The following is an 18917-nucleotide window of genomic DNA, read 5'->3' as shown; positions in this document are numbered from 1 at the left end:
TGGATGGCGGCGCTGTGCGCCGATCTTGGATCACGGAGGCTTGCATTAACGGCTGTGATGGTCCTCGAAGTAGGCGATGGGTCCCGCGCTGGTCAGTCCAATGTGGAAGCTGGAGCTTTCCGGGAAGACCTCGCCCGCGCTTTCCGCGGCACGGACAAATTCAAACAACACTTCGACTTCCTTGAACTTGCGGGCCAGGATCAGGTTGCCTGTCAGCCAGTTTTGGATCTCGGCTTCATGCGGATGCGCGTTTTCCAGCAAGAGCTGGAAGCCATTGCCGCTGATCAGGCTGATGGCGGGCGGCATGCTGATGTCGAACTGGTTAAGTTCCTTTTGCGCCAGCTCCGCGAAGCTGGAAAGTTCGTGATTCGCCTTCTCCCGGATCTGGGACAGGGCGATGGACCCGTCGTCCGCCAGCTTGCCAAGGAGCTGGCGGATGCTGGGCGCGGCGGAAGCGGTTTCAAGCGACATCATATTGCTCCTGTGTTGAAAGATACCATTTAGTAATAATAGGTAAAGATTTCCAACGTAGCTGGTCAAAAGGTCAGCCTTTTCAGTTCGAACAGTATTTCCAGCGCCTGTCTGGGACTGAAATCATCCGGGTCGAGTTCCGCCAGCCGTTCCAGCGCCGGGTGCGGTTCGGGTTCCGCCGCCGCCGGCGCGGCGAACAGATCCGGCTGCACGCGCGCGGCGGACTGGTTTTCCAGGTCCGCCAGATGGCGGCGCGCCTCGCGTATCACCTTCCCCGGCACGCCGGCCAGCTGCGCCACCGCCAGGCCGTAGCTCTGGCTGGCCGGGCCGTCTTCCACATGGTGCAGGAATACGATGCGGTCCTTGTGCTCCACCGCCGACAGATGCACGTTGGCCACCGCCGGGTATTCGCCGGCCAGCGTGGTCAGTTCGAAATAGTGGGTGGCGAACAAGGTATAGGCGCGGTTTTTCTCGATCAGCGCGCGGGCGATGGCCCAGGCCAGCGCCAGACCGTCGAAAGTGGACGTCCCGCGGCCCACCTCGTCCATCAGCACCAGCGAGTGCTCGCTGGCGTTGTTGAGGATGTTGGCGGTCTCGGTCATTTCCACCATGAAGGTGGAGCGGCCGCCGGCCAGGTCGTCCGACGCGCCGATGCGGGTGAAGATGCGGTCGATCGGGCCGATCACGGCGCTGTCGGCCGGCACGAAGCTGCCGACGTGAGCCAGCAGGGTGATCAGCGCGTTTTGCCGCATATAGGTGGATTTACCGCCCATGTTCGGGCCGGTGATCAACAGCAGCTTGCGTTCGGCGGACAGCTTGGTGTCGTTGGCGATGAAGCGCTCGACCTCCGCCTCCACCACCGGGTGGCGGCCGGCGACGATGTCGAGACGGGGCTCGGGCACGAATTGCGGCTCGGCGTAGTTGCCGATGGCGGCGCGCTGGGCGAAGGCGGACAGCACGTCCAGGGCGGCCACCGCCTGGGCGATCAGCTTCAGCTCGGCGATGTGCGGCGCCAACTCGTCCAGCAGCGTCTCGTACAGCTGCTTTTCCAACGCCAGCGCGCGGTCTTGCGCGGTCAGCGCCTTGTCCTCGAATTCCTTCAACTCCGGCGTGATGTAGCGCTCGGCGTTCTTCAGCGTCTGGCGGCGGCGGTAGTCGTCCGGCACCTTGTCCGATTGCGCCTTGGACACCTCGATGTAGAAGCCGTGCACGCGGTTGAATTCCACCTTCAGCGTGGTGATGCCGGTGCGCTCCTTCTCGCGCGCCTCCAGCTTCAGCAGGAAATCGCCGCAGTCGGTCTGGATGGCGCGCAGCTCGTCCAGCGTCGGGCTGAAGCCGTTGTTGATCACGCCGCCGTCGCGCAGGAAGGTGGCGGGTTCCGGCAGGATGGCGGCGGCCAGCATTTTCTGCACCGGCGAATCGACCGGCAGCACGCCGGCCAGCTCGTGCAGCAGCTCGGAGTCTAGCGAGGCGGCCAGCGCCTTGACGCCGGCCAGCGCGGCCAGCGAGTCGCGCAGCGCCGACAGGTCGCGTGGGCGGGCGGAGCGCAGCGCCACGCGCGAGGTGATGCGTTCGATGTCCGATACCTGGTCCAGCTCGGCGTGGATGTCCTGGTAGCGTGAGAGCAGCGCGCGCACCGCGCCGTGGCGGCGGGCGAGTTTTCTATGGTTGCGCATCGGGTGGTGCAGCCAGTGGCCGAGCAGGCGGCTGCCCATGCTGGTGGCGCAGGTGTCCAGCAGGGAGGCCAGCGTCGGCGAGGCCTCGCCGCGTATGGTTTCGGTCAACTCCAGGTTGCGGCGGGTGGCGGCGTCCATGCGGATCAGCTCGCCGGCGTCTTCCACCGACAGCGCGGAGATATGCGCCGGATTGACGCCCTGGGTGGATTTCACGTATTCCAGCAAGGCGCCGGCCGCGCCGACGGCCACCGGCAGCGTGTCGGCGCCGAAGCCGGCCAGGTCGCGGGTGCCGAAGTGGCGGGTCAGCGCCAGCTTGGACGATTCGATGTCGAACTGCCACGGCGGCAGTTTTTTCTTCGGCATGGATATGCCTTCGAAAGCCGCCAGGCCGGTGTCGTCCGGGATCACCAGCTCTGCCGGCTTCAGCCGCTCCAGCTCGCTGGACAAATCTTCCACGCCGGCCTGCATGATCTTGAATTCGCCGCTGGCGAGCGACAGCCAGGCCAGGCCCAGCACGCCCTTGACCATATTGACGGCCAGCACCAGGTTGTCGCGCTTGTCGTCCAGCAGCGCCGCGTCGGTCAGCGTGCCCGGTGTGACGATGCGCACCACCTTGCGCTCCACCGGGCCCTTGGCAAGGGCCGGGTCGCCGATCTGCTCGGCGATGGCCACCGATTCGCCCATCTTCACCAGCCGCGCCAGATAGCCCTCGGCGGCGTGGTAGGGGATGCCGGCCATCTTGATCGGCACGCCGGCGCTGGCGCCGCGCGCGGTCAGGGTGATGTCCAACAGCCGCGCCGCTTTTTCCGCATCCTCGTAGAACAGCTCATAGAAGTCGCCCATGCGGTAGAACAGCAGTTTGTCTGCGTGTTCGCGCTTGAGGGCTAAATATTGCTGCATCATCGGGGTGTGCTGGGGCGTGCTCATCGGGTATCTGGCTCTGCTTTGGGTCAGTCTGGATAAATGCGTAACGCCCCGGCGAGGACGGGGCGTTGGAATCGAGGCCATTTTAACCCGCGGCGGCGGGGGTGTCAGCCGTGGCTGGCTGAGCCACAATCAAGTCATAAACCAAGGAGGAAGCGCCATGTCCCGTCTATCGCCGCAAGAAGTGTTGCGCCGCCTGTTCGATGTCGCCGTCGCCAGCGTCAAGCCGGAGCGCCTGCTCGACCATTTGCCGCCGCCGCCCAGGGGCCGCACCGTGGTGGTGGGCGCGGGCAAGGCCGCCGCTGAGATGGCGCGGATACTGGAGAACGCGTGGCCGGGCGAGCTGTCCGGCGTGGTGGCGACGCGTTACGGCCACGCGGCGCCGACGCGGCGCATCGAGGTGCTGGAGGCCTCGCATCCGGTGCCGGACGAGGCTGGCTGCGCGGCCGCGCGGCGGATCTTGGACGCGGTGGGCGGGCTGACGGCGGACGATTTGGTGATCTGCCTGCTGTCCGGCGGCGGCTCGGCCTTGCTGAGCCTGCCGGCGGACGGCATCAGCCTGGCAGACAAGCAGGAAGTCAGCCGGCAGCTGCTGGCCTGCGGCGCGGGCATCGACGAGATGAACGCCGTGCGCAAGCACCTGTCCGCCATCAAGGGCGGGCGGCTGGCGTTGGCCTGCGCGCCGGCGCGGCTGGTGACCTTGGCGATTTCCGACGTGGTGGGCGACGATCCTGCGGTGATCGCTTCCGGTCCCACCGTCGCGGACCCGACGACTTACGCCGACGCGCGCGCGGTGATCGCCAAGTACGGCTTGGCGCTGCCGCCCGCCGTGCGCGCGCATCTGGCGGCGGAGCCGGACGAAACGCCCAAGCCGGGCGACGCGCGGCTGGCCCATGCCGAATACCGGCTGATCGCCGCGCCGCAGCAAGCCCTGCGCGCGGCGGAGGCGGAGGCGAGGCGGCTGGGCTACGACGTGCTGCTGCTGGGCGACAGCATAGAGGGCGAGGCGCGGGAGGTCGCAAAGGTGCATGCCGGCATCGCCCGGCAAATCGCCCTGCGCGATGCGCCTGTGGCCAGGCCGGCGCTGATCCTGTCCGGCGGCGAAACCACGGTGACGTTGCGGGGCAAGGGCAGGGGCGGACGCAACAGCGAGTTTCTGCTGGCCCTAGCCATCGCGCTGAACGGCCTGCTGGGTGCTTACGCGCTGGCGGCGGACACCGACGGCATAGACGGCAGCGAGGACAACGCCGGCGCCTGGATCGCGCCGGACACGCTGGCGCGCGCGGCGGCGCTGGGCCTGCGGGCGCAGGACAGTCTGGCGGACAATGACGGCTATGGTTTCTTTGCCGCGCTGGACGATCTGCTGATCACGGGCCCCACTCACACCAACGTCAACGACTTCCGAGCCATCCTATTGCTTTGAATCGGCGCGTGAATCCGCCTGCCTGCCATGCTTAGCCATGGCTTTTTTCTTGCCTTGAATATGGATTTGGCATGGCGTCAAGCGGACAGATCAACAACTGTTCGTATTGACTGGGTTGGGATGGTCAACCTATGATTCATATCAAACTTTCAGAAATTACTGAAAATTGGAAAATTCATGACCCTCCCACCTTTGGTACAGGCCTTCGTGCTGCATTTCGGCGAGATGGGCAGCCGCTGGGGCATCAACCGCACCGTCGGCCAGATCTACGCTTTGCTGTACGTCTCGGAAAAACCGCTGAACGCCGACGAAATCGGCGAATCCATAGGCTGTTCGCGCTCCAATGTCAGCATGGGGCTGAAGGAGCTGCAGTCATGGCGGCTGGTCAAGCTGCAGCACTTTCCGGGCGATCGGCGCGAATACTTCTCCACGCCGGAAGACGTGTGGCTGATCTTTAAAACCCTGGCCGAGGAGCGCAAGAAGCGCGAAGTGGAGCCGACGCTGACCATGCTGCGCGGCGCCATCATGGAAAGCCCGGCCAGCGAGGCCGAGCAGCACGCGCAGGCCAGGATGAAGGAGATGTACCAGCTGATCGAGCTGGTCACCACCTGGTTCTCCGACATCCAGCACATGGACGTGGAGACGCTGCAGCGGCTGATGAAGCTGGGTTCCCAGGTGCAGAAGGTCTTACAGTTCACCCAATCGCTGTCCCGGCTGGGACAGCGTGACGCAGACAAGGAGTAGCAAGCGATGGACCTCGATCCCGTCACGCTGGCGCGCATCCAGTTCGCCACCAATATCTCGTTCCACATCCTGTTTCCCAGCATCAATATCGCGCTGGCCTGGGTGCTGCTGTTTTTCAAGCTGCGCTTCCGCCAGACCGGCGAGCAGGGCTGGATGGACGCCTATCACTTCTGGGTGAAGATTTTCGCGTTGTCCTTTGCCCTGGGCGTGGTGTCCGGCGTGACCATGAGCTTCCAGTTCGGCACCAACTGGCCCGGCTATATGCAGACCGTGGGCAATATCGCCGGCCCGCTCTTGGCTTATGAGATCCTGACCGCGTTTTTCCTGGAAGCCGGCTTCCTCGGCATCATGCTGTTCGGGCGGAGCCGGGTGCCGGAGAGGGTGCACACCCTGGCCACTTTCCTGGTGGCCTTCGGCAACACCGTGTCGGCGTTCTGGATCATCGCGCTCAATTCCTGGATGCAGACGCCGACCGGCTTCGTGATGCGCGACGGCCGCGCCCATGTGCTGAGCTGGTGGGAGGTGATCTTCAATCCGTCCATGCCGTACCGGCTGACCCATATGCTGATCGCCTCCGGCCTGACCGTGGCCTTCCTGGTGGCTGGTTTGTCCGCTTACCGCTACTTGCGCGGCGAGCGCGGCCGCGGCGTGATGTCGGCCTTGAAAACCGGCGTCTTCCTGGCCGCCATGCTGATCCCGCTGCAGATGTTCGTCGGCGACATGCACGGCCTGAACACGCTGAAACACCAACCGGCCAAGCTGGCCGCGATAGAAGGCATCTGGCACACCGAGAAAGACGTGCCGCTGCTGCTGTTCGCGCTGCCCAACGCCGAAACCCGCAGCAACGATTACGCCATCGGCGTGCCGCAGCTGGGCAGCCTGATCCTGACCCACCAGTGGGGCGGCGAGATCAAGGGCCTGAACGAGTTCGCGCAGCATGCGCCGGTGGCCAAGGTGTTCTGGAGCTTCCGCGTGATGGTGGGCATGGGCATGCTGATGCTGCTGGTGTCCTGGCTGGCGGCCTGGCGCTTGAAAACGCGCGGCGAGCCGGGGCAGGGCCTGGCGCGCGCGCTGCTGTGGATGACGTTTTCCGGCTGGGTGGCCACCTTGGCCGGCTGGTTCGTCACCGAGATCGGCCGCCAGCCCTGGCTGGTGACCGGCGTGCTGACCACCGCGCAGGCGGCCGGCCAGGCGACGGGGCCGATGCTGTTCACGTCCTTGACGACTTATCTCGCGCTGTACGCGCTGCTGCTGGCGGCCTACATCTCGGTGCTGTTCCACCTGGCGCGCAAGGCCGGCGCGCATGACGCCGCGGGCGACATCCAACTGAAGGAGAAACTGGCATGAGCGAGGCATTCTACCTGCCGGCGATTTTCGCCGGACTGATGGCGCTGGCCATGCTGGTGTACGTGGTGCTGGACGGCTTCGACCTCGGCGTCGGCATTCTGCTGCCGCTGGCGGAGGATGGAGAAAAAGACGTGATGGTCGGCTCCATCGGCCCGTTCTGGGACGCCAACGAAACCTGGCTGGTGCTGGGCGCCGGCCTGCTCTTGGTGGCGTTTCCGGTGGCGCACGGCATCGTGTTCGGCGCGCTCTACCTGCCGGTGCTGGCCATGCTGGTGGGGCTGATCCTGCGCGGCGTGGCTTTCGATTTCCGCGTCAAGGCGCAGGACCCGCACAAACCCTGGTGGAACGCGGCCTTCGCCGGCGGTTCCTTGCTGGCGGCCTTGGCTCAGGGCGTGATGTTGGGCCGCTTCCTGACTGGCTTCGCCGACGGCGCCGTCGCCTGGGTATTCGCCTTGGTGGTGGGCGCGGGCCTGGCCTTGGCCTACGCCTTGTTGGGCGCCAGCTGGCTGGTGATGAAGACGCATGGCGCGCTGCAGGCCAAGGCGATTGTCTGGGCCGAATACGCGCTGTACGGCGCGGGCATGGCGGTGCTGGCGGTATCGGTGGTGACGCCGCTGGCCAATCCCGGCATCGCCGCCAAGTGGTTCGCGCTGCCGCAATTCCTGCTGTTGCTGCCGCTGCCCTTGGGCTCGCTGGCCTTGTTTGTCCTGCTGTGGCTGAGCTTGCCCCGGCTGGCGCGGCGCCAGGCGGCCGGCAACGACGCCTTCTGCTGGCTGCCTTTCGCCGCCAGCGTCGGCATTGTGCTGCTGTCGTTCTGGGGGCTGGCCTACAGCGTGTTCCCGCAAATGGTGATAGGCCGCATGACCATCTGGCAGGCGGCGGCCGATCCGGAGGCCTTGTGGGTGATTCTATGGGGCGCTGTCGTGGTGTTGCCATGCATCATCGGCTACACGGCTTTCGCCTACCGCGTGTTCTGGGGCAAGGCAGACAAGCTTAGCTATCAGTGAGCTTAGCGAGGAGGGCATAGGGGCGGCGCCGCAGGGTGCCGCCTTTTTTTCATGGCAGGCATGAGAATTTTCGGTGGCTGGGGCTTGTCGCGGGCATATTGAAACATTAATGTAAACATATTGTCATTTTGGCGGGCCACAATCCGCCGCTTGACGCCATGCCCTCCTTAACCCCGGAGCTAATAATGAAGCTTGCCCTGTCCCGCACCGCCCGCCGCGCCGGCGCGCTGGCCCCCTTGCTGCTGACGCTGTCCCTGTCCGCCCAGGCTGCCACCGAAATCCAGTTCTGGCACTCTATGGATGGCGCCCTAGGCGAACGCGTCAACGCCATCGCCGCGCAGTTCAATGCCAGTCAGAAGGACTACAAAGTGGTGCCGGTGTACAAGGGCCAGTATGACGAATCGCTGGCCGCCGCTATCGCGGCTTACCGCAGCGGCAACGCGCCGGCCATCGTGCAGGTGTTCGAAGTGGGCACCGCCACCATGATCCAAGCCAAGAAGGCCATCAAGCCGGTGTACCAAGTCATGGCCGACGCCGGCGTGAAGCTGGATGAGAAGGCCTTCATTCCGGCGGTGGCCAGCTATTACTCCGACGCCAAGACTGGCCGCCTGCTGTCCTTGCCGTTCAACAGCTCCACCCCGGTGTTGTACTACAACAAGGAAGCCTTCAAGAAGGCCGGCCTGCCGGACACGCCGCCCAAAACCTGGCCGGAACTGGCCGCCGCCGCCGCCAAGCTCAAGGCTTCCGGCATGCGCTGCGGCTACAGCACCGGCTGGCAAGGCTGGGTGCAGCTGGAGAACTACAGCGCCTGGCATAACCTGCCGTTCGCCAGCGAGAACAACGGTTTCGGCGGCGAAGGCGCCGTGCTGCAGTTCAACGGCCCGGCCCAGGTCAAGCATATCGAGATGCTGGCCAAGATGGCCAAGGACGGCAGCTTTACTTACGCCGGCCGCAAGGACGAGGCCACGTTGAAGTTCTACAGCGGCGAGTGCGGCATCATGACCGGCAGCTCCGGCTCGCTGGCCAATATCCGCAAGAACGCCAAGTTCGCCTTCGGCATGGGCATGATGCCGTATGACCCGTCGGTGAAGGGCGCGCCGCAGAACGCGCTGATCGGCGGCGCCAGCCTGTGGGTGATGGGCGGCAAGAGCCCGGCCGAGTACAAGGGCGTGGCCCAGTTTTTCAAGCTGCTGACCTCGCCGACGGTGATGGCCAAATGGCACCAGGACACCGGCTATCTGCCGGTGGTGAAGGCCGCTTACGACATGAGCCGCCAGGAAGGCTTCTATAAGCAAAATCCGGGAGCGGACATCCCGGCGCTGCAGATGCAGAACAAGCCGCCCAAGCCGTACACCCGCGGCCTGCGCCTGGGCTATATGCCGCAGATCCGCACCGTGATGGACGAAGAGCTGGAAGAAGTGTGGACCGGCAAGAAGACCGCCAAGCAGGCGCTGGACAGCGCGGTGCAGCGCGGCAATGAGCTGCTGCGCCGCTTCGAGAAGACCGCCAGCTGATACGCGCATAGGGAGCGGGCGCGCCGCGAGGCCGCCCGCTTTGTCTTGGAGCCTTTATGCAGAATCGCCCGCATTTCCCCAACCGCTGGCTGGGCCTGGCGCTATTGACGCCTCAGCTGGCCATCACCGTGGCTTTCTTCCTGTGGCCGGCGGCCGAGGCCTTGTGGCAGTCGGCCCAGCAGCAGGATCCGTTCGGCCTGGACAGCCAGTTCGTCGGCCTGGCCAATTTCAGCCAGCTGTTCCATGACCCGTACTATCTCGGCACCGTGCGCACCACGCTGTTGTTCAGCGCCTTGGTGACTTTGCTCGGCACCGGCAGCGCGCTATTGCTGGCGGTGATGGCCAACCAGATCACGCGCGGCAAGCGCATTTACCAGACCGTGCTGATCGCGCCTTACGCCATCGCGCCCTCCGTGGTGGCCGTGCTGTGGCTGTTCCTGTTCAATCCCAGCCTGGGCTGGATCAGCTACCTCTTGCGGCTGGCCGGCTATGAGTGGAACCACGCGCTGTATGGCGGCCAGGCGCTGCTCTTGGTGGTGCTGGCCTCGGCCTGGAAGCAGATCAGCTACAACTTCCTGTTTTTCTACGCCGGCCTGCAGGCGATACCGGCGTCCTTGATCGAGGCGGCCGCGATAGACGGCGCCGGCCCCTTGCGCCGCTTCCGCGACTTGGTGTTTCCGCTGTTGTCGCCCACCAGCTTCTTCTTGCTGGTGGTCAACCTGGTCTACGCCTTTTTCGACACCTTCGCCGTGATAGACGCCGCCACCGGCGGCGGGCCGGGCAAGTCTACCGAGACCATGATACTCAAGGTCTATCTGGAGGGCTTCAAGGGCCTGGACCTGGGCAGCTCCGCCGCGCAGTCCGTGGTGTTGATGGCGGTGGTGGGCCTGCTGACCCTGATCCAGTTCCGTTACGTGGAAAGAAAGGTGCAGTACTGATGGTGGAGAACCGCAAGGGGCTGGACCTGTTCTGCCATGCGATGCTGATCGCGGGCGCGCTGGTCGTCGCCTTTCCGCTGTATTTGATGCTGGCCGCAGCCAGCCAGAGCGCCGAACAGGTGACGCATGCGCCCTTGTCGCTGCTGCCGGGCGGCGAGCTGTGGCACAACCTGTCCACCGTGCTGTGGAGCGGCAGCGGCGGGCTGGCGGTGCCGCTGGCGCGCACGCTGTGGAATAGCCTGGTCATGGCGCTCTTGATCGCGGTCGGCAAGATTTTCATCTCCTTCCTGTCGGCCTACGCCATCGTTTATTTCCGCTTTCCGCTGCGCAAGACCGGTTTCGCGCTGATCTTCGCCACGCTGATGCTGCCGGTGGAAGTGCGGATATTTCCGACGGTGGAGGTGGTGACTCAGATGGGGCTGATCAATAGCTACGCCGGACTGACCCTGCCCTTGATCGCATCGGCCACGGCTACTTTCCTGCTGCGCCAGTTCTTCATGACCTTGCCCAAGGAATTGATGGAAGCGGCGCGGGTGGATGGCGCGGGGCCCATTCGCTTCCTGATCGACGTGGCGCTGCCGCTGTCGCGCACCAATCTGGCGGCGCTGTTCGTGATTACCTTCATCTATGGCTGGAACCAGTATCTGTGGCCGCTGTTGGTCACCAGCGATCCGGCCATGTCCACCGCGGTGATCGCCATCAAGGGCATGCTGGGAGAGGGCGCGGTGCAATGGCAGCTGGTGATGGCCTCGGCCTTGCTTACCCTGCTGCCGCCCTTGGCGGTGGTGATCTTCATGCAGCGCTGGTTCGTCAAGGGCCTGGTGGACAACGAGAAATAAGGAAGAGGCCAGATGGCAAAACTGAGTCTGCACAATGTCGCCAAGCGTTATCCGGGAGCGGAGCGCAAGGTGCTGGAAAACATCTCGGTGGACATCGCCGACGGCGAGTTCGTGGTCATCGTCGGCGCGTCCGGCTGCGGCAAGTCCACGCTCTTGCGCATGGTGGCGGGCCTGGAAAGCACGGAGGAGGGCGAGATCCGCATCGGCGAGCGCCTGGTCAACGCGCTGGAGCCCAAGGACCGCGACATCGCCATGGTGTTCCAGAACTACGCGCTGTATCCGCACATGACAGTGGCGGAGAACATGGGCTACGCCTTGAAGATCAAGGGCCTGGCCAAGGCCGAGATCGCCGCGCGCGTGCAAAAGGCGGCGGCGGTGCTGGAGCTAGAGCCGCTGCTGGCACGCAGGCCGCGCGAGCTGTCCGGCGGCCAGCGCCAGCGCGTGGCCATGGGACGCGCCATCGTGCGCGAGCCGGCGGTGTTCCTGTTCGACGAGCCGCTGTCCAATCTGGACGCCAAGCTGCGCGGCCAGATGCGCCAGGAAATCCAGCGGCTGCACCGCCGCCTGGCCACCACCAGCCTCTACGTCACGCACGACCAGGTGGAGGCGATGACGCTGGCGGACCGCGTCATCGTGCTGAAGCAGGGCCATATCGAGCAGATAGGCGCGCCGGACGAAATCTACGACCGGCCGGCCTCCGCTTTCGTCGCCGGCTTCATCGGCTCGCCAGGCATGAATTTGCTGGACGCGCGGGCCGACGAGCGCGGCGAGCGGCTGCTGCTGGGAGCGAGCATGGAACTGACGTTGCCGGCAGCCGCGCCTGCGCTGGCGGGCCGGACGCTGAAGCTGGGCATCCGCCCCGAGCATTTGCGCCAGGGCGGCGATTCCGGCCTCAAGCTGAGCCTGAGCGTGGAGACGGTAGAGGCGCTGGGAGCGGATAATTACGCTTACGGCTGCCTGGCGGGGCAGCCGGCGGCGGTTCGGCTGCCGCACGGCCAGCGGCCGGCGCCGGGCAACCGGCTGGAATTGACGGTGCGGCCGGAGGCGCTGCACCTGTTTGACGCGGAAACTCAACGGAGAATCGAATATGTCGCAGCACCCCAAGCAGCCCTGGCCGTATCCTGAAGTCGTCGCCCACCGCGGCGGCGGCACGCTGGCGCCGGAGAACACCCTGGCCGGTTTCCGCGAGGGCATGCGCTACGGTTACCGCGCGGCCGAGTGCGACGTGAAGCTGTCCGCCGACAATGTCTGCTTCCTCTTGCACGACGACACGGTGGGCCGCACCAGCAACGGCCAGGGCGAGGCCAGGGCCAAGACCATGGCCGAGCTGTCCGTGCTGGATGCCGGCGGCTGGAAGGGCGCGGCTTATGCTGGCGAGGCGCTGCCGACGCTGGCCAATGTGGCGGCCTATTGCCGGGCGCAGGGCATGTTGTTGAACATAGAAATCAAGCCGTGTCCGGGCCGTTTCGAGGAAACCGGCCGCATCGTCGCGCGGGAGGCGGCGCGGCTGTGGGCCGGCGCGGCGGTGCCGCCGCTATTGTCCTCGTTTGAAATCGACGCGCTGCGCGCGGCCCAGGCCGCCGCGCCGGCGCTGCCGCGCGCCTTCCTGTGCGAGGCCATTCCGGCCGACTGGCGGGAGATTCTGGCAGAGCTGGACTGCATGGCGCTGCACTGCGACCACGAAACCTTGACCGAGGCGCTGGCGCGCGACATCAAACAGGCCGGCTACCAGCTGCTGTGCTACACGGTGAACGATCCGGCGCGCGCGCGCGTCCTGCTGGGCTGGGGCGTGGACAGCCTGTGCACCGACAGGCTGGATTTGCTGCCGGCGCGCTGAGCGCTCACTGCGGCCAGCGTTGGAATATCGGTGGCAGCGCGCCGCGCTGCTGCAGCCGCTTCAATGCCGCATCGAACAGCCGCGCGCGCGGATCGCCCTTGGCGAAGGCGACGTAGCGCGGCATCTCCACCAGGGGTTTGGGCAGGACGCGCACCTGGCCGCCGGCGTGCAGCTGCTGGGCGAAATACAGCAACTGCACCTTGTCGCCGACGATCAGATCCACGCGCCCGGCCAGCAGCATGGCCACCAGCTGCCGCGGCGAGGCGGCATGCGTGTCGCGGTTCAGCTGCGCCTGGTCGAATGCGGTGTCGTAGGCGTAGCCGTGCACCTGGCCTATCAAATAGGGCTTGAGGTCGTCCAGGCTGCGCCAATCGCGCAAGGCGCCGTTATTCAGGGTGAGGAATACGGTCTCGCCCTGGCGCAAGGGGCCGACCAGCTCATATTCGGCGCGCCGCGCCGCGGTGCCGGTAAAGACGAAGCCGGCGTCGGCTTGCTTCAGCGCCAGCCTCTGCTTGACGCGCTCCCAGGGCAGCAGGGTGATGCGGAAAGGCTGGCCGGTCTCGCGCATCACCGCGCTCACCAATTCCACGTCCAGGCCTTGCGGCGTCTTCTCGTCCGCCGCCAGATAGCTGTACGGCTCGAAGCTCTCGTCCGCCACCAGTTGCCAGGGGGCGGCTGTCGCGGCGCGGCTGAGGGCGGCGCACAGCAACAGGCCAAGGCAGCCGATGCGCATCATCGCTTTTTCTCCTTTCTTCCCGCGCGAAGTCCTTGTCCAGCTTCAGCTTAGCATGCTCGTTTTTGGCTTCGTGTTTACAGTGTATTTACTTATTTTTAATTGTCAGTACGGAAACTTTATTGCTAGATTTTGGCCGGCCTTGCCAGGGCGGCACTGCCGCCTGGCCGATAGCGCTCGGCGAGGCTTCCCTTACCGCGCCCCTTCCCGCCGCGACCCCCGCGTCGCCTGTCCGCCGTTTCAGTTTAGATAGTCGCCGCGCGTTCTCGCGCATGAGCCCAACCCGGCCGCAGATCGGGAAGGTTGCCGCTGCGACGGGAGACGGGGCAAAACGCTCAGGAAATCCAAGGAGAATCATGGAGTTGTTTCACTCATTGATCAATGCCGTCAACGACGTGCTGTGGGGCAAGCTGCTGATCGCCCTCTTGTTGGCGGTAGGCCTGTACTTCACGTTGCGTTCGGGCTTTTTGCAATTGCGGCTGTTTCCGCGCGGCTGGCGCGAAATGCTGGGCGGCCGCGGCGGCCATGTCAGCAAGGATGACATCTCGCCGTTTCAGGCCTTCGCCACTGGCTTGGCCAGCCGCGTGGGCACCGGCAATATCGCCGGCGTGGCCATCGCCATCGCAGCCGGCGGCCCCGGCGCGGTGTTCTGGATGTGGCTGACCGCCTTGCTCGGCATGTCCAGCGCCTTTGTCGAATCGACGCTGGCCCAGCTGTTCAAGACCAGCCATCACGACGACACCTTCCGCGGCGGCCCCGCGTATTACATTCAAAAGGGCCTGGGCCAGCGCTGGCTGGGCGTCTTGTTTGCGCTATGCCTGATCCTGGCCTTCGGCCTGGTGTTCAACGCGGTGCAGGCCAACTCCATCGTCGCCGCGACAGAAGGCGCCTGGGGCTGGAACCGCTATGCGGTGGGCATCGGGCTGGTGTTGCTGAGCGCGCCGGTGATTTTCGGCGGCGTGCGCGCCGTGGCGCGGGTGGCCGAGTGGATGGTGCCGGTGATGGCGCTGATCTACCTGCTGATGGCCTTCTACGTGCTGGCGACCCACGCGGCGGAGCTGCCGGGCATGATCGCGCTGATCGTCAAGAGCGCGCTGGGCCTGGAGCAGGCCGCCGGCGGCGTGGCCGGTTACGCGGTGAGCCAGGCGATGATGCTGGGCATCAAGCGCGGCTTGTTCTCCAACGAGGCCGGCATGGGTTCGGCGCCCAACGCGGCGGCCACGGCCACTTCCAGGCATCCGGCCAGCCAGGGCGCGATCCAGATGTTCGGCGTGTTCATCGACACCATGGTGGTGTGCACCGCCACCGCGGCCATCATTCTGTTGTCCGGCGTGAACGAGCCTGGCCTGAGCGGCGTGGCGCTGACGCAAAAGGCCATCGAGTCGCAGTTCGGCACTCTGGGCGCGTCCTTCCTGGCGGTGGCGATGTTCCTGTTCGCGTTTTCGTCCATCCTGGGCAATTACGCTTACGCCGAGGGCAATGTCGAGTTCATCCGCAACAACAAGGCCGTGCTGCTGGGCTTCCGCCTGCTGGTGCTGGCCATGGTGCTGTTCGGCGCGCTGGCCAGCCTGCCGCTGGTGTGGGACATGGCGGACCTGGCCATGGGCCTGATGGCGCTGATCAATCTGGCCGCCATCGTGCTGCTGTCTCGCTATTTCTTCATCGTGCTGGGCGATTACCAGCGCCAGCTGAAGGCCGGCGTGGCCGCGCCGGTGTTCAAGGCCGAGCAATACCCGGAACTGGCGGACAAGGTGGAGAAGGGCGTCTGGTAAGCCCGCTTCCGCGCCTGATGCGACAAAGCCCGCCGTTTCCGGCGGGCTTTTTGTCGTTTGGAGGGGCGGCGGCTGGCTAGACCGTGAAGCGCCCTGCCACGTTGAGCAGGCGCTGGGAGATGGTTTGCAGCTCGCCGGCGGTCTCCGCGCTGGCCTTGACCGCCAGCGTGTTTTGCTCAGACATGCGCGACACCTGCTCCACATTCTGCGCCAGCGTTTGGCTGGCGTTGCTCTGTTCGCGCAGCGAGTCGGAGATCTGGTGGATGCTGGACAGCACGTCGGTGATGCGGTGGCGGATGTCGTGCATGCTGCTGCCGGCTTCGCGCGCGCGCTGCTGGCCGTCCATGATGGCCTGCATGCCCACCTGCATGCACTGGGTGCCGCGCTGTGCCGTGCTTTGAATCTTGCCGACGATATTGCTGATCTCGGTGGTGGACAGCGCGGTGCGCTCGGCCAGCTTGCGCACCTCGTCCGCCACCACGGCGAAGCCGCGGCCCATCTCGCCGGCGCGCGCCGCCTCGATCGCCGCGTTCAGCGCCAATAGATTGGTCTGGTCCGCCACGTCGCGTATCACGTCGACGATGCCGGCGATGGATTCGGATTGCTTGCCGAGGTCGCCTATGGTTTCCGACACGGTGGACACGTCGCGCACGATGCCGTCCATGCTGTGGCTGGTGGCGCTGATGACTTTATCGCCCTGATTGGACTCATGCACGGCATCGGTGGACAGCCGGTCGGCTTGCTCGGACTGCTCGGCGCAGACGGACAGGCTGGTGCTGAGTTGTTCTATCGCCGCGGCCATGCTGGCTGCGGCCTCGTTCTGGCGGCAGCTGCTGTCGGAGATGCTGTGCGCGCTGTTCGCCATTTCCGTGGCGGCGCCGTTCACTTCGTTGGCGGTGGCGATCAATTGGGCCACGGTGTCGCGCAGCTGGTTGCGCATGCGGCGGATGGCGGCCAGCAGGCTGGTTTCGTCGTTATCGCGCAACTGGATGCGGGTATCCAGCCGGCCGGAGGCGATCTGTTCCACCACTTCCTGCACGTAAAACGGCTCGCCGCCCAGCTGGCTGGTGATGGACATATACAGCTGCTGGAACAGCAGAATGGCCGCCAGCATGGAGACGACGCCGATGATGATGTAGCGGTTGCGCTGGCTGGCGATGCGGTCGACCCGTGCCTGCAGCAGCTGGTCCAGCCGCTCCAGCGCCTGCGTGGTGTAGGCGGCGATGATTTGGGCGCCTTCCGCGCTGTGCCCGGCCACTTTCAGCCCGTCTGCGCCGGTCTTGCCGCCTATGGCCAGATCCAGCGCGCCTTGCTGGCCCTTCAGCATGGAGGTCAGCTTGTCCTGTTGCTGGGAGAGCTCGCTCTTCAGGCTGTCGTTGTAGGCCACGGCCTTGGCGATGTCGCCGCCCAGGCCGTCGGCGGCCTCGGCGATCAAGGGCCGCAGCTCCACCAGCCTGTCCCGCTGCGCGCTGTCCAGCGCATGATTGGCCGCGGGCAGGGCCGCCAGGGCGTTGGCCTCGCCCATGAGATTAAGCAGGCTCGCCAACTTGCCGGTGGTGGCATCCATCAGATAATAGGTATCGATGTCCGGGTCCAGCGTCAGATTGGAATTGTCGCTGATCAGGCCTATCAGGGTGGACAGTTTGTCGCCGAAGTCGCTGTAGGCCGCCATCGCCTGCGCCGGCGAGCCGCCCCCGGACTGCAGCTTGTCCCAGGACGCGCTGGCCGCTTGCCAGGCACCGCCGCTGGCCAGGTCGCCGCCCAACTGATCGTTGACGGTTTTGAGCGCCTGCCAGCTGGCTTGCAGCTGCTGGACGGCGGCGGGCAGGCTGTTCTTGGCGTCGGCTTCGCCCAGGGCGGCGCGCACCGATAGTTCGCGCGCTTGTTGGGTTTGCGCCAGCATGGCGGTCAAGGGCTTCATATAGACGACGCCGACCTGCTCCTTGGCGCTGAAATCGATATTGTCTTGATTGCTGCGATACAGGCCGTAGACCAGATACAGCAGCACGATGGCGAACAAGCATCCGATTACGGCGAAACGCTGGGGATAGCTGAGGCGTTGCATCAGCCGGACGATGGGTGTGTTCATGGCGAAACTCCTACCGTATCGCTGCGGCCAAAGCGGCCGCGCAAGACAGGACGGGAAACGCTTCCGTCCCTTCAACTGTATAAGTGAAATTGCTTATTACAAGACGGAATCATAGCCATTTACACGAATGGCGGATATCGCGGGCGAGATAGGCGAGGAAAGACCGCCTCGCGGGGGGCGCGAGGCGGCGGGATTTAGATGGTTTTGGAGTAGCGGGCGTGGGTCTGGCGCTCGCGCAGATGGCGGTCGAACAACATGGCGATGTTGCGGATCAGGAAGCGCCCCTTGGGCTCCACCATCAGGAAGTCGCCGTCGAAGGACAGCAGGCCCTGCTGTTGGAAGGCGCGGATCTGCGGCATTTCCTCGGTGAAATACTGAGCGAAGTTGATGCCGAAGATTTCCTCTATCGCCTCCACCGACAAGGCGAAGCGGCACATCAGGCCCTGGATGATGGTGCGGCGCAACAGGTCGTCGTTGTCCAGCGTGATGCCGCGCACGATGGGCAGCTTGTCCGCGTCCAGCGCCGCGTAATAGCCCTCCAGCGTCTTGTCGTTCTGGCAGTAGCTGGAGCCCACCTTGCTGATGGCGGACACGCCGAAGGCCAGCATGTCGCAGTCCGCATGCGTGGAGTAGCCCTGGAAGTTGCGTTGCAGCCGGCCCTGGCGCAGCGCCACCGCCAGTTCGTCGTCGGGCTTGGCGAAGTGGTCCATGCCGATGAACACATAGCCGGCGTCGGTCAGCATCTTCACCGCATCCTGCAGGATGTCCAGTTTGACCGAGGCGGAGGGCAGGTCCGCTTCGTGGATGCGCCGCTGCGGCATGAACACCGTGGGCAGGTGGGCGTAGTTGTACAGCGCCAGCCGGTCCGGGTTCAGCTCCAGCGCCTTTTGCAAGGTGCGCAGCATGGATTCGCGCGTTTGCAGCGGCAGGCCGTAGATCAGGTCCAGGCTCACCGACTGGATGCCGGCCTCTCGCCCGGCCTCGATCACGGCGCGGGTTTCTTCCTCGCTCTGGACGCGGTTGACGGCTTTTTGCACCGCCGGCTCGAAGTCCTGCACGCCGACGCTGATGCGGTTGAAGCCGAACTTGGCCAGCTTGAGCATGGTTTCGCGCGACACCTTGCGCGGGTCGATCTCGATCGAGTATTCGCCGTCGGGCATGAACTCGAAGTGCTCGGCCAGCATGGCCATCAATCGTTCCAGCTGCGCATCGGAGAGGAAGGTGGGCGTGCCGCCGCCGAAATGCAGCTGGATGATCTTCTCGCGGCAGCCCAGTTGCGCCGCCACCAGCTGGATTTCCTTCTCCAGGTGGTCCAGATAGATGTCCGCCTTGCTCTTGTCCTTGGTGATGATCTTGTTGCAGGCGCAGTAGAAGCAGACGGTGTTGCAAAATGGTATATGCACGTAAACCGATAAAGGCTTGCGGTTGGCGCCGATGCGGCGTTGTTGCAGGCGCAGCAGATAGTCATCATCAGAGAAATTTGATGTGAAGCGATCTGCGGTCGGGTACGATGTATACCGCGGTCCAGATCCATCCAGGCGTTCGATCAGCTCGCGATCGAACTCAAAATGGGCGGGTGAGAAGGGATGGGTGGTTTTCATGT

At 65.0% G+C, this 18917-nt stretch carries 15 protein-coding genes; 10 read left to right on the top strand and 5 right to left on the bottom strand.

The features are described from left to right. Positions 1–45: 45 nt before the first annotated feature. Complete coding sequence (locus FYK34_RS12770) at positions 46–471, bottom strand: hypothetical protein (RefSeq protein ID WP_149297011.1); 426 nt, start codon at positions 469–471, stop codon at positions 46–48. A 65-nt stretch (positions 472–536) separates the two neighbouring features. Next, entirely contained in the window at positions 537–3074 is a 2538-nt protein-coding gene (gene mutS / locus FYK34_RS12765; RefSeq protein ID WP_168209740.1) for a DNA mismatch repair protein MutS, read from the bottom strand. Between the two features lie 157 nt (positions 3075–3231). Here mutS and FYK34_RS12760 point away from each other — a divergent pair, with 157 nt between their 5' ends. The 9 genes from FYK34_RS12760 (at position 3232) to ugpQ (ending at position 12720) form a co-directional block, all read left to right on the top strand. After that, complete coding sequence (locus FYK34_RS12760) at positions 3232–4494, top strand: glycerate kinase type-2 family protein (RefSeq protein ID WP_149297008.1); 1263 nt, start codon at positions 3232–3234, stop codon at positions 4492–4494. 177 nt (positions 4495–4671) lie between these two features. Then, positions 4672–5238: a GbsR/MarR family transcriptional regulator gene (locus FYK34_RS12755; RefSeq protein WP_149297006.1), complete on the top strand. Its 567-nt coding sequence runs from the start codon at positions 4672–4674 to the stop codon at positions 5236–5238. A gap of 6 nt (positions 5239–5244) precedes the next feature. Continuing rightward, positions 5245–6585, top strand: a complete 1341-nt coding sequence (locus FYK34_RS12750) for a cytochrome ubiquinol oxidase subunit I (protein ID WP_149297004.1) — start codon at positions 5245–5247, stop codon at positions 6583–6585. Next, positions 6582–7592 (top strand): cytochrome d ubiquinol oxidase subunit II, encoded by a 1011-nt coding sequence (locus FYK34_RS12745; protein ID WP_149297002.1) that lies wholly within the window; start codon positions 6582–6584, stop codon positions 7590–7592. Before FYK34_RS12750 ends, FYK34_RS12745 begins: the two co-directional genes overlap by 4 nt. A gap of 185 nt (positions 7593–7777) precedes the next feature. Beyond that, positions 7778–9106 (top strand): sn-glycerol-3-phosphate ABC transporter substrate-binding protein UgpB, encoded by a 1329-nt coding sequence (gene ugpB, locus FYK34_RS12740; protein ID WP_149297000.1) that lies wholly within the window; start codon positions 7778–7780, stop codon positions 9104–9106. Between the two features lie 56 nt (positions 9107–9162). Further along, the gene (gene ugpA, locus FYK34_RS12735; RefSeq protein WP_149296999.1) at positions 9163–10044 is read left to right on the top strand and encodes a sn-glycerol-3-phosphate ABC transporter permease UgpA; all 882 of its coding nucleotides are present in this window, start codon (positions 9163–9165) and stop codon (positions 10042–10044) included. Continuing rightward, positions 10044–10883 (top strand): sn-glycerol-3-phosphate ABC transporter permease UgpE, encoded by an 840-nt coding sequence (gene ugpE, locus FYK34_RS12730; RefSeq protein ID WP_149296997.1) that lies wholly within the window; start codon positions 10044–10046, stop codon positions 10881–10883. Before ugpA ends, ugpE begins: the two co-directional genes overlap by 1 nt. Positions 10884–10895: 12 nt before the next feature. Next, positions 10896–12008 carry a sn-glycerol-3-phosphate import ATP-binding protein UgpC gene (locus FYK34_RS12725; protein ID WP_149296995.1) on the top strand — a complete coding sequence of 371 codons (1113 nt, stop codon included), beginning with the start codon at positions 10896–10898 and terminating at the stop codon, positions 12006–12008. Continuing rightward, positions 11971–12720, top strand: coding sequence for a glycerophosphodiester phosphodiesterase (gene ugpQ, locus FYK34_RS12720; protein ID WP_149296993.1), 750 nt, complete (start codon positions 11971–11973; stop codon positions 12718–12720). The genes FYK34_RS12725 and ugpQ overlap by 38 nt, the downstream gene beginning before the upstream one ends. Positions 12721–12724: 4 nt before the next feature. Here ugpQ and FYK34_RS12715 read toward each other — a convergent pair whose 3' ends face one another. Beyond that, positions 12725–13456 carry a substrate-binding periplasmic protein gene (locus FYK34_RS12715; RefSeq protein ID WP_196782492.1) on the bottom strand — a complete coding sequence of 244 codons (732 nt, stop codon included), beginning with the start codon at positions 13454–13456 and terminating at the stop codon, positions 12725–12727. A 353-nt stretch (positions 13457–13809) separates the two neighbouring features. Here FYK34_RS12715 and FYK34_RS12710 point away from each other — a divergent pair, with 353 nt between their 5' ends. After that, a complete protein-coding gene (locus FYK34_RS12710; RefSeq protein WP_149296991.1) occupies positions 13810–15225 on the top strand; it encodes an alanine/glycine:cation symporter family protein in 1416 nt (471 codons plus the stop codon). Between the two features lie 76 nt (positions 15226–15301). Here the strand turns inward: FYK34_RS12710 and FYK34_RS20505 are convergent, their stop codons facing one another. After that, the gene (locus tag FYK34_RS20505; protein WP_168209739.1) at positions 15302–17314 is read right to left on the bottom strand and encodes a methyl-accepting chemotaxis protein; all 2013 of its coding nucleotides are present in this window, start codon (positions 17312–17314) and stop codon (positions 15302–15304) included. A gap of 194 nt (positions 17315–17508) precedes the next feature. Then, positions 17509–18915: an oxygen-independent coproporphyrinogen III oxidase gene (gene hemN / locus FYK34_RS12700; RefSeq protein ID WP_149296989.1), complete on the bottom strand. Its 1407-nt coding sequence runs from the start codon at positions 18913–18915 to the stop codon at positions 17509–17511. Positions 18916–18917: the final 2 nt, after the last annotated feature.

The organism is Chromobacterium paludis (genome assembly GCF_008275125.1).
Lineage (GTDB): Bacteria > Pseudomonadota > Gammaproteobacteria > Burkholderiales > Chromobacteriaceae > Chromobacterium > Chromobacterium paludis.
The sequence above is the reverse complement of the archived record's forward strand: the minus strand, read 5'-3'. Positions and strand labels throughout refer to the sequence as shown.

What these genes read in the sequence shown, in the direction of transcription:
- FYK34_RS12725 (WP_149296995.1), top strand. Translation starts at nt 10,896, where the DNA reads ATGGCAAAACTGAGTCTGCACAATGTCGCCAAGCGTTATCCGGGAGCG.
- FYK34_RS12750 (WP_149297004.1), top strand. Translation starts at nt 5,245, where the DNA reads ATGGACCTCGATCCCGTCACGCTGGCGCGCATCCAGTTCGCCACCAAT.
- ugpQ (WP_149296993.1), top strand. Translation starts at nt 11,971, where the DNA reads ATGTCGCAGCACCCCAAGCAGCCCTGGCCGTATCCTGAAGTCGTCGCC.
- FYK34_RS20505 (WP_168209739.1), bottom strand. Translation starts at nt 17,314, where the DNA reads ATGAACACACCCATCGTCCGGCTGATGCAACGCCTCAGCTATCCCCAG.
- ugpB (WP_149297000.1), top strand. Translation starts at nt 7,778, where the DNA reads ATGAAGCTTGCCCTGTCCCGCACCGCCCGCCGCGCCGGCGCGCTGGCC.
- FYK34_RS12745 (WP_149297002.1), top strand. Translation starts at nt 6,582, where the DNA reads ATGAGCGAGGCATTCTACCTGCCGGCGATTTTCGCCGGACTGATGGCG.
- FYK34_RS12710 (WP_149296991.1), top strand. Translation starts at nt 13,810, where the DNA reads ATGGAGTTGTTTCACTCATTGATCAATGCCGTCAACGACGTGCTGTGG.
- FYK34_RS12715 (WP_196782492.1), bottom strand. Translation starts at nt 13,456, where the DNA reads ATGATGCGCATCGGCTGCCTTGGCCTGTTGCTGTGCGCCGCCCTCAGC.
- ugpE (WP_149296997.1), top strand. Translation starts at nt 10,044, where the DNA reads ATGGTGGAGAACCGCAAGGGGCTGGACCTGTTCTGCCATGCGATGCTG.
- hemN (WP_149296989.1), bottom strand. Translation starts at nt 18,915, where the DNA reads ATGAAAACCACCCATCCCTTCTCACCCGCCCATTTTGAGTTCGATCGC.
- ugpA (WP_149296999.1), top strand. Translation starts at nt 9,163, where the DNA reads ATGCAGAATCGCCCGCATTTCCCCAACCGCTGGCTGGGCCTGGCGCTA.
- mutS (WP_168209740.1), bottom strand. Translation starts at nt 3,074, where the DNA reads ATGAGCACGCCCCAGCACACCCCGATGATGCAGCAATATTTAGCCCTC.
- FYK34_RS12760 (WP_149297008.1), top strand. Translation starts at nt 3,232, where the DNA reads ATGTCCCGTCTATCGCCGCAAGAAGTGTTGCGCCGCCTGTTCGATGTC.
- FYK34_RS12770 (WP_149297011.1), bottom strand. Translation starts at nt 471, where the DNA reads ATGTCGCTTGAAACCGCTTCCGCCGCGCCCAGCATCCGCCAGCTCCTT.
- FYK34_RS12755 (WP_149297006.1), top strand. Translation starts at nt 4,672, where the DNA reads ATGACCCTCCCACCTTTGGTACAGGCCTTCGTGCTGCATTTCGGCGAG.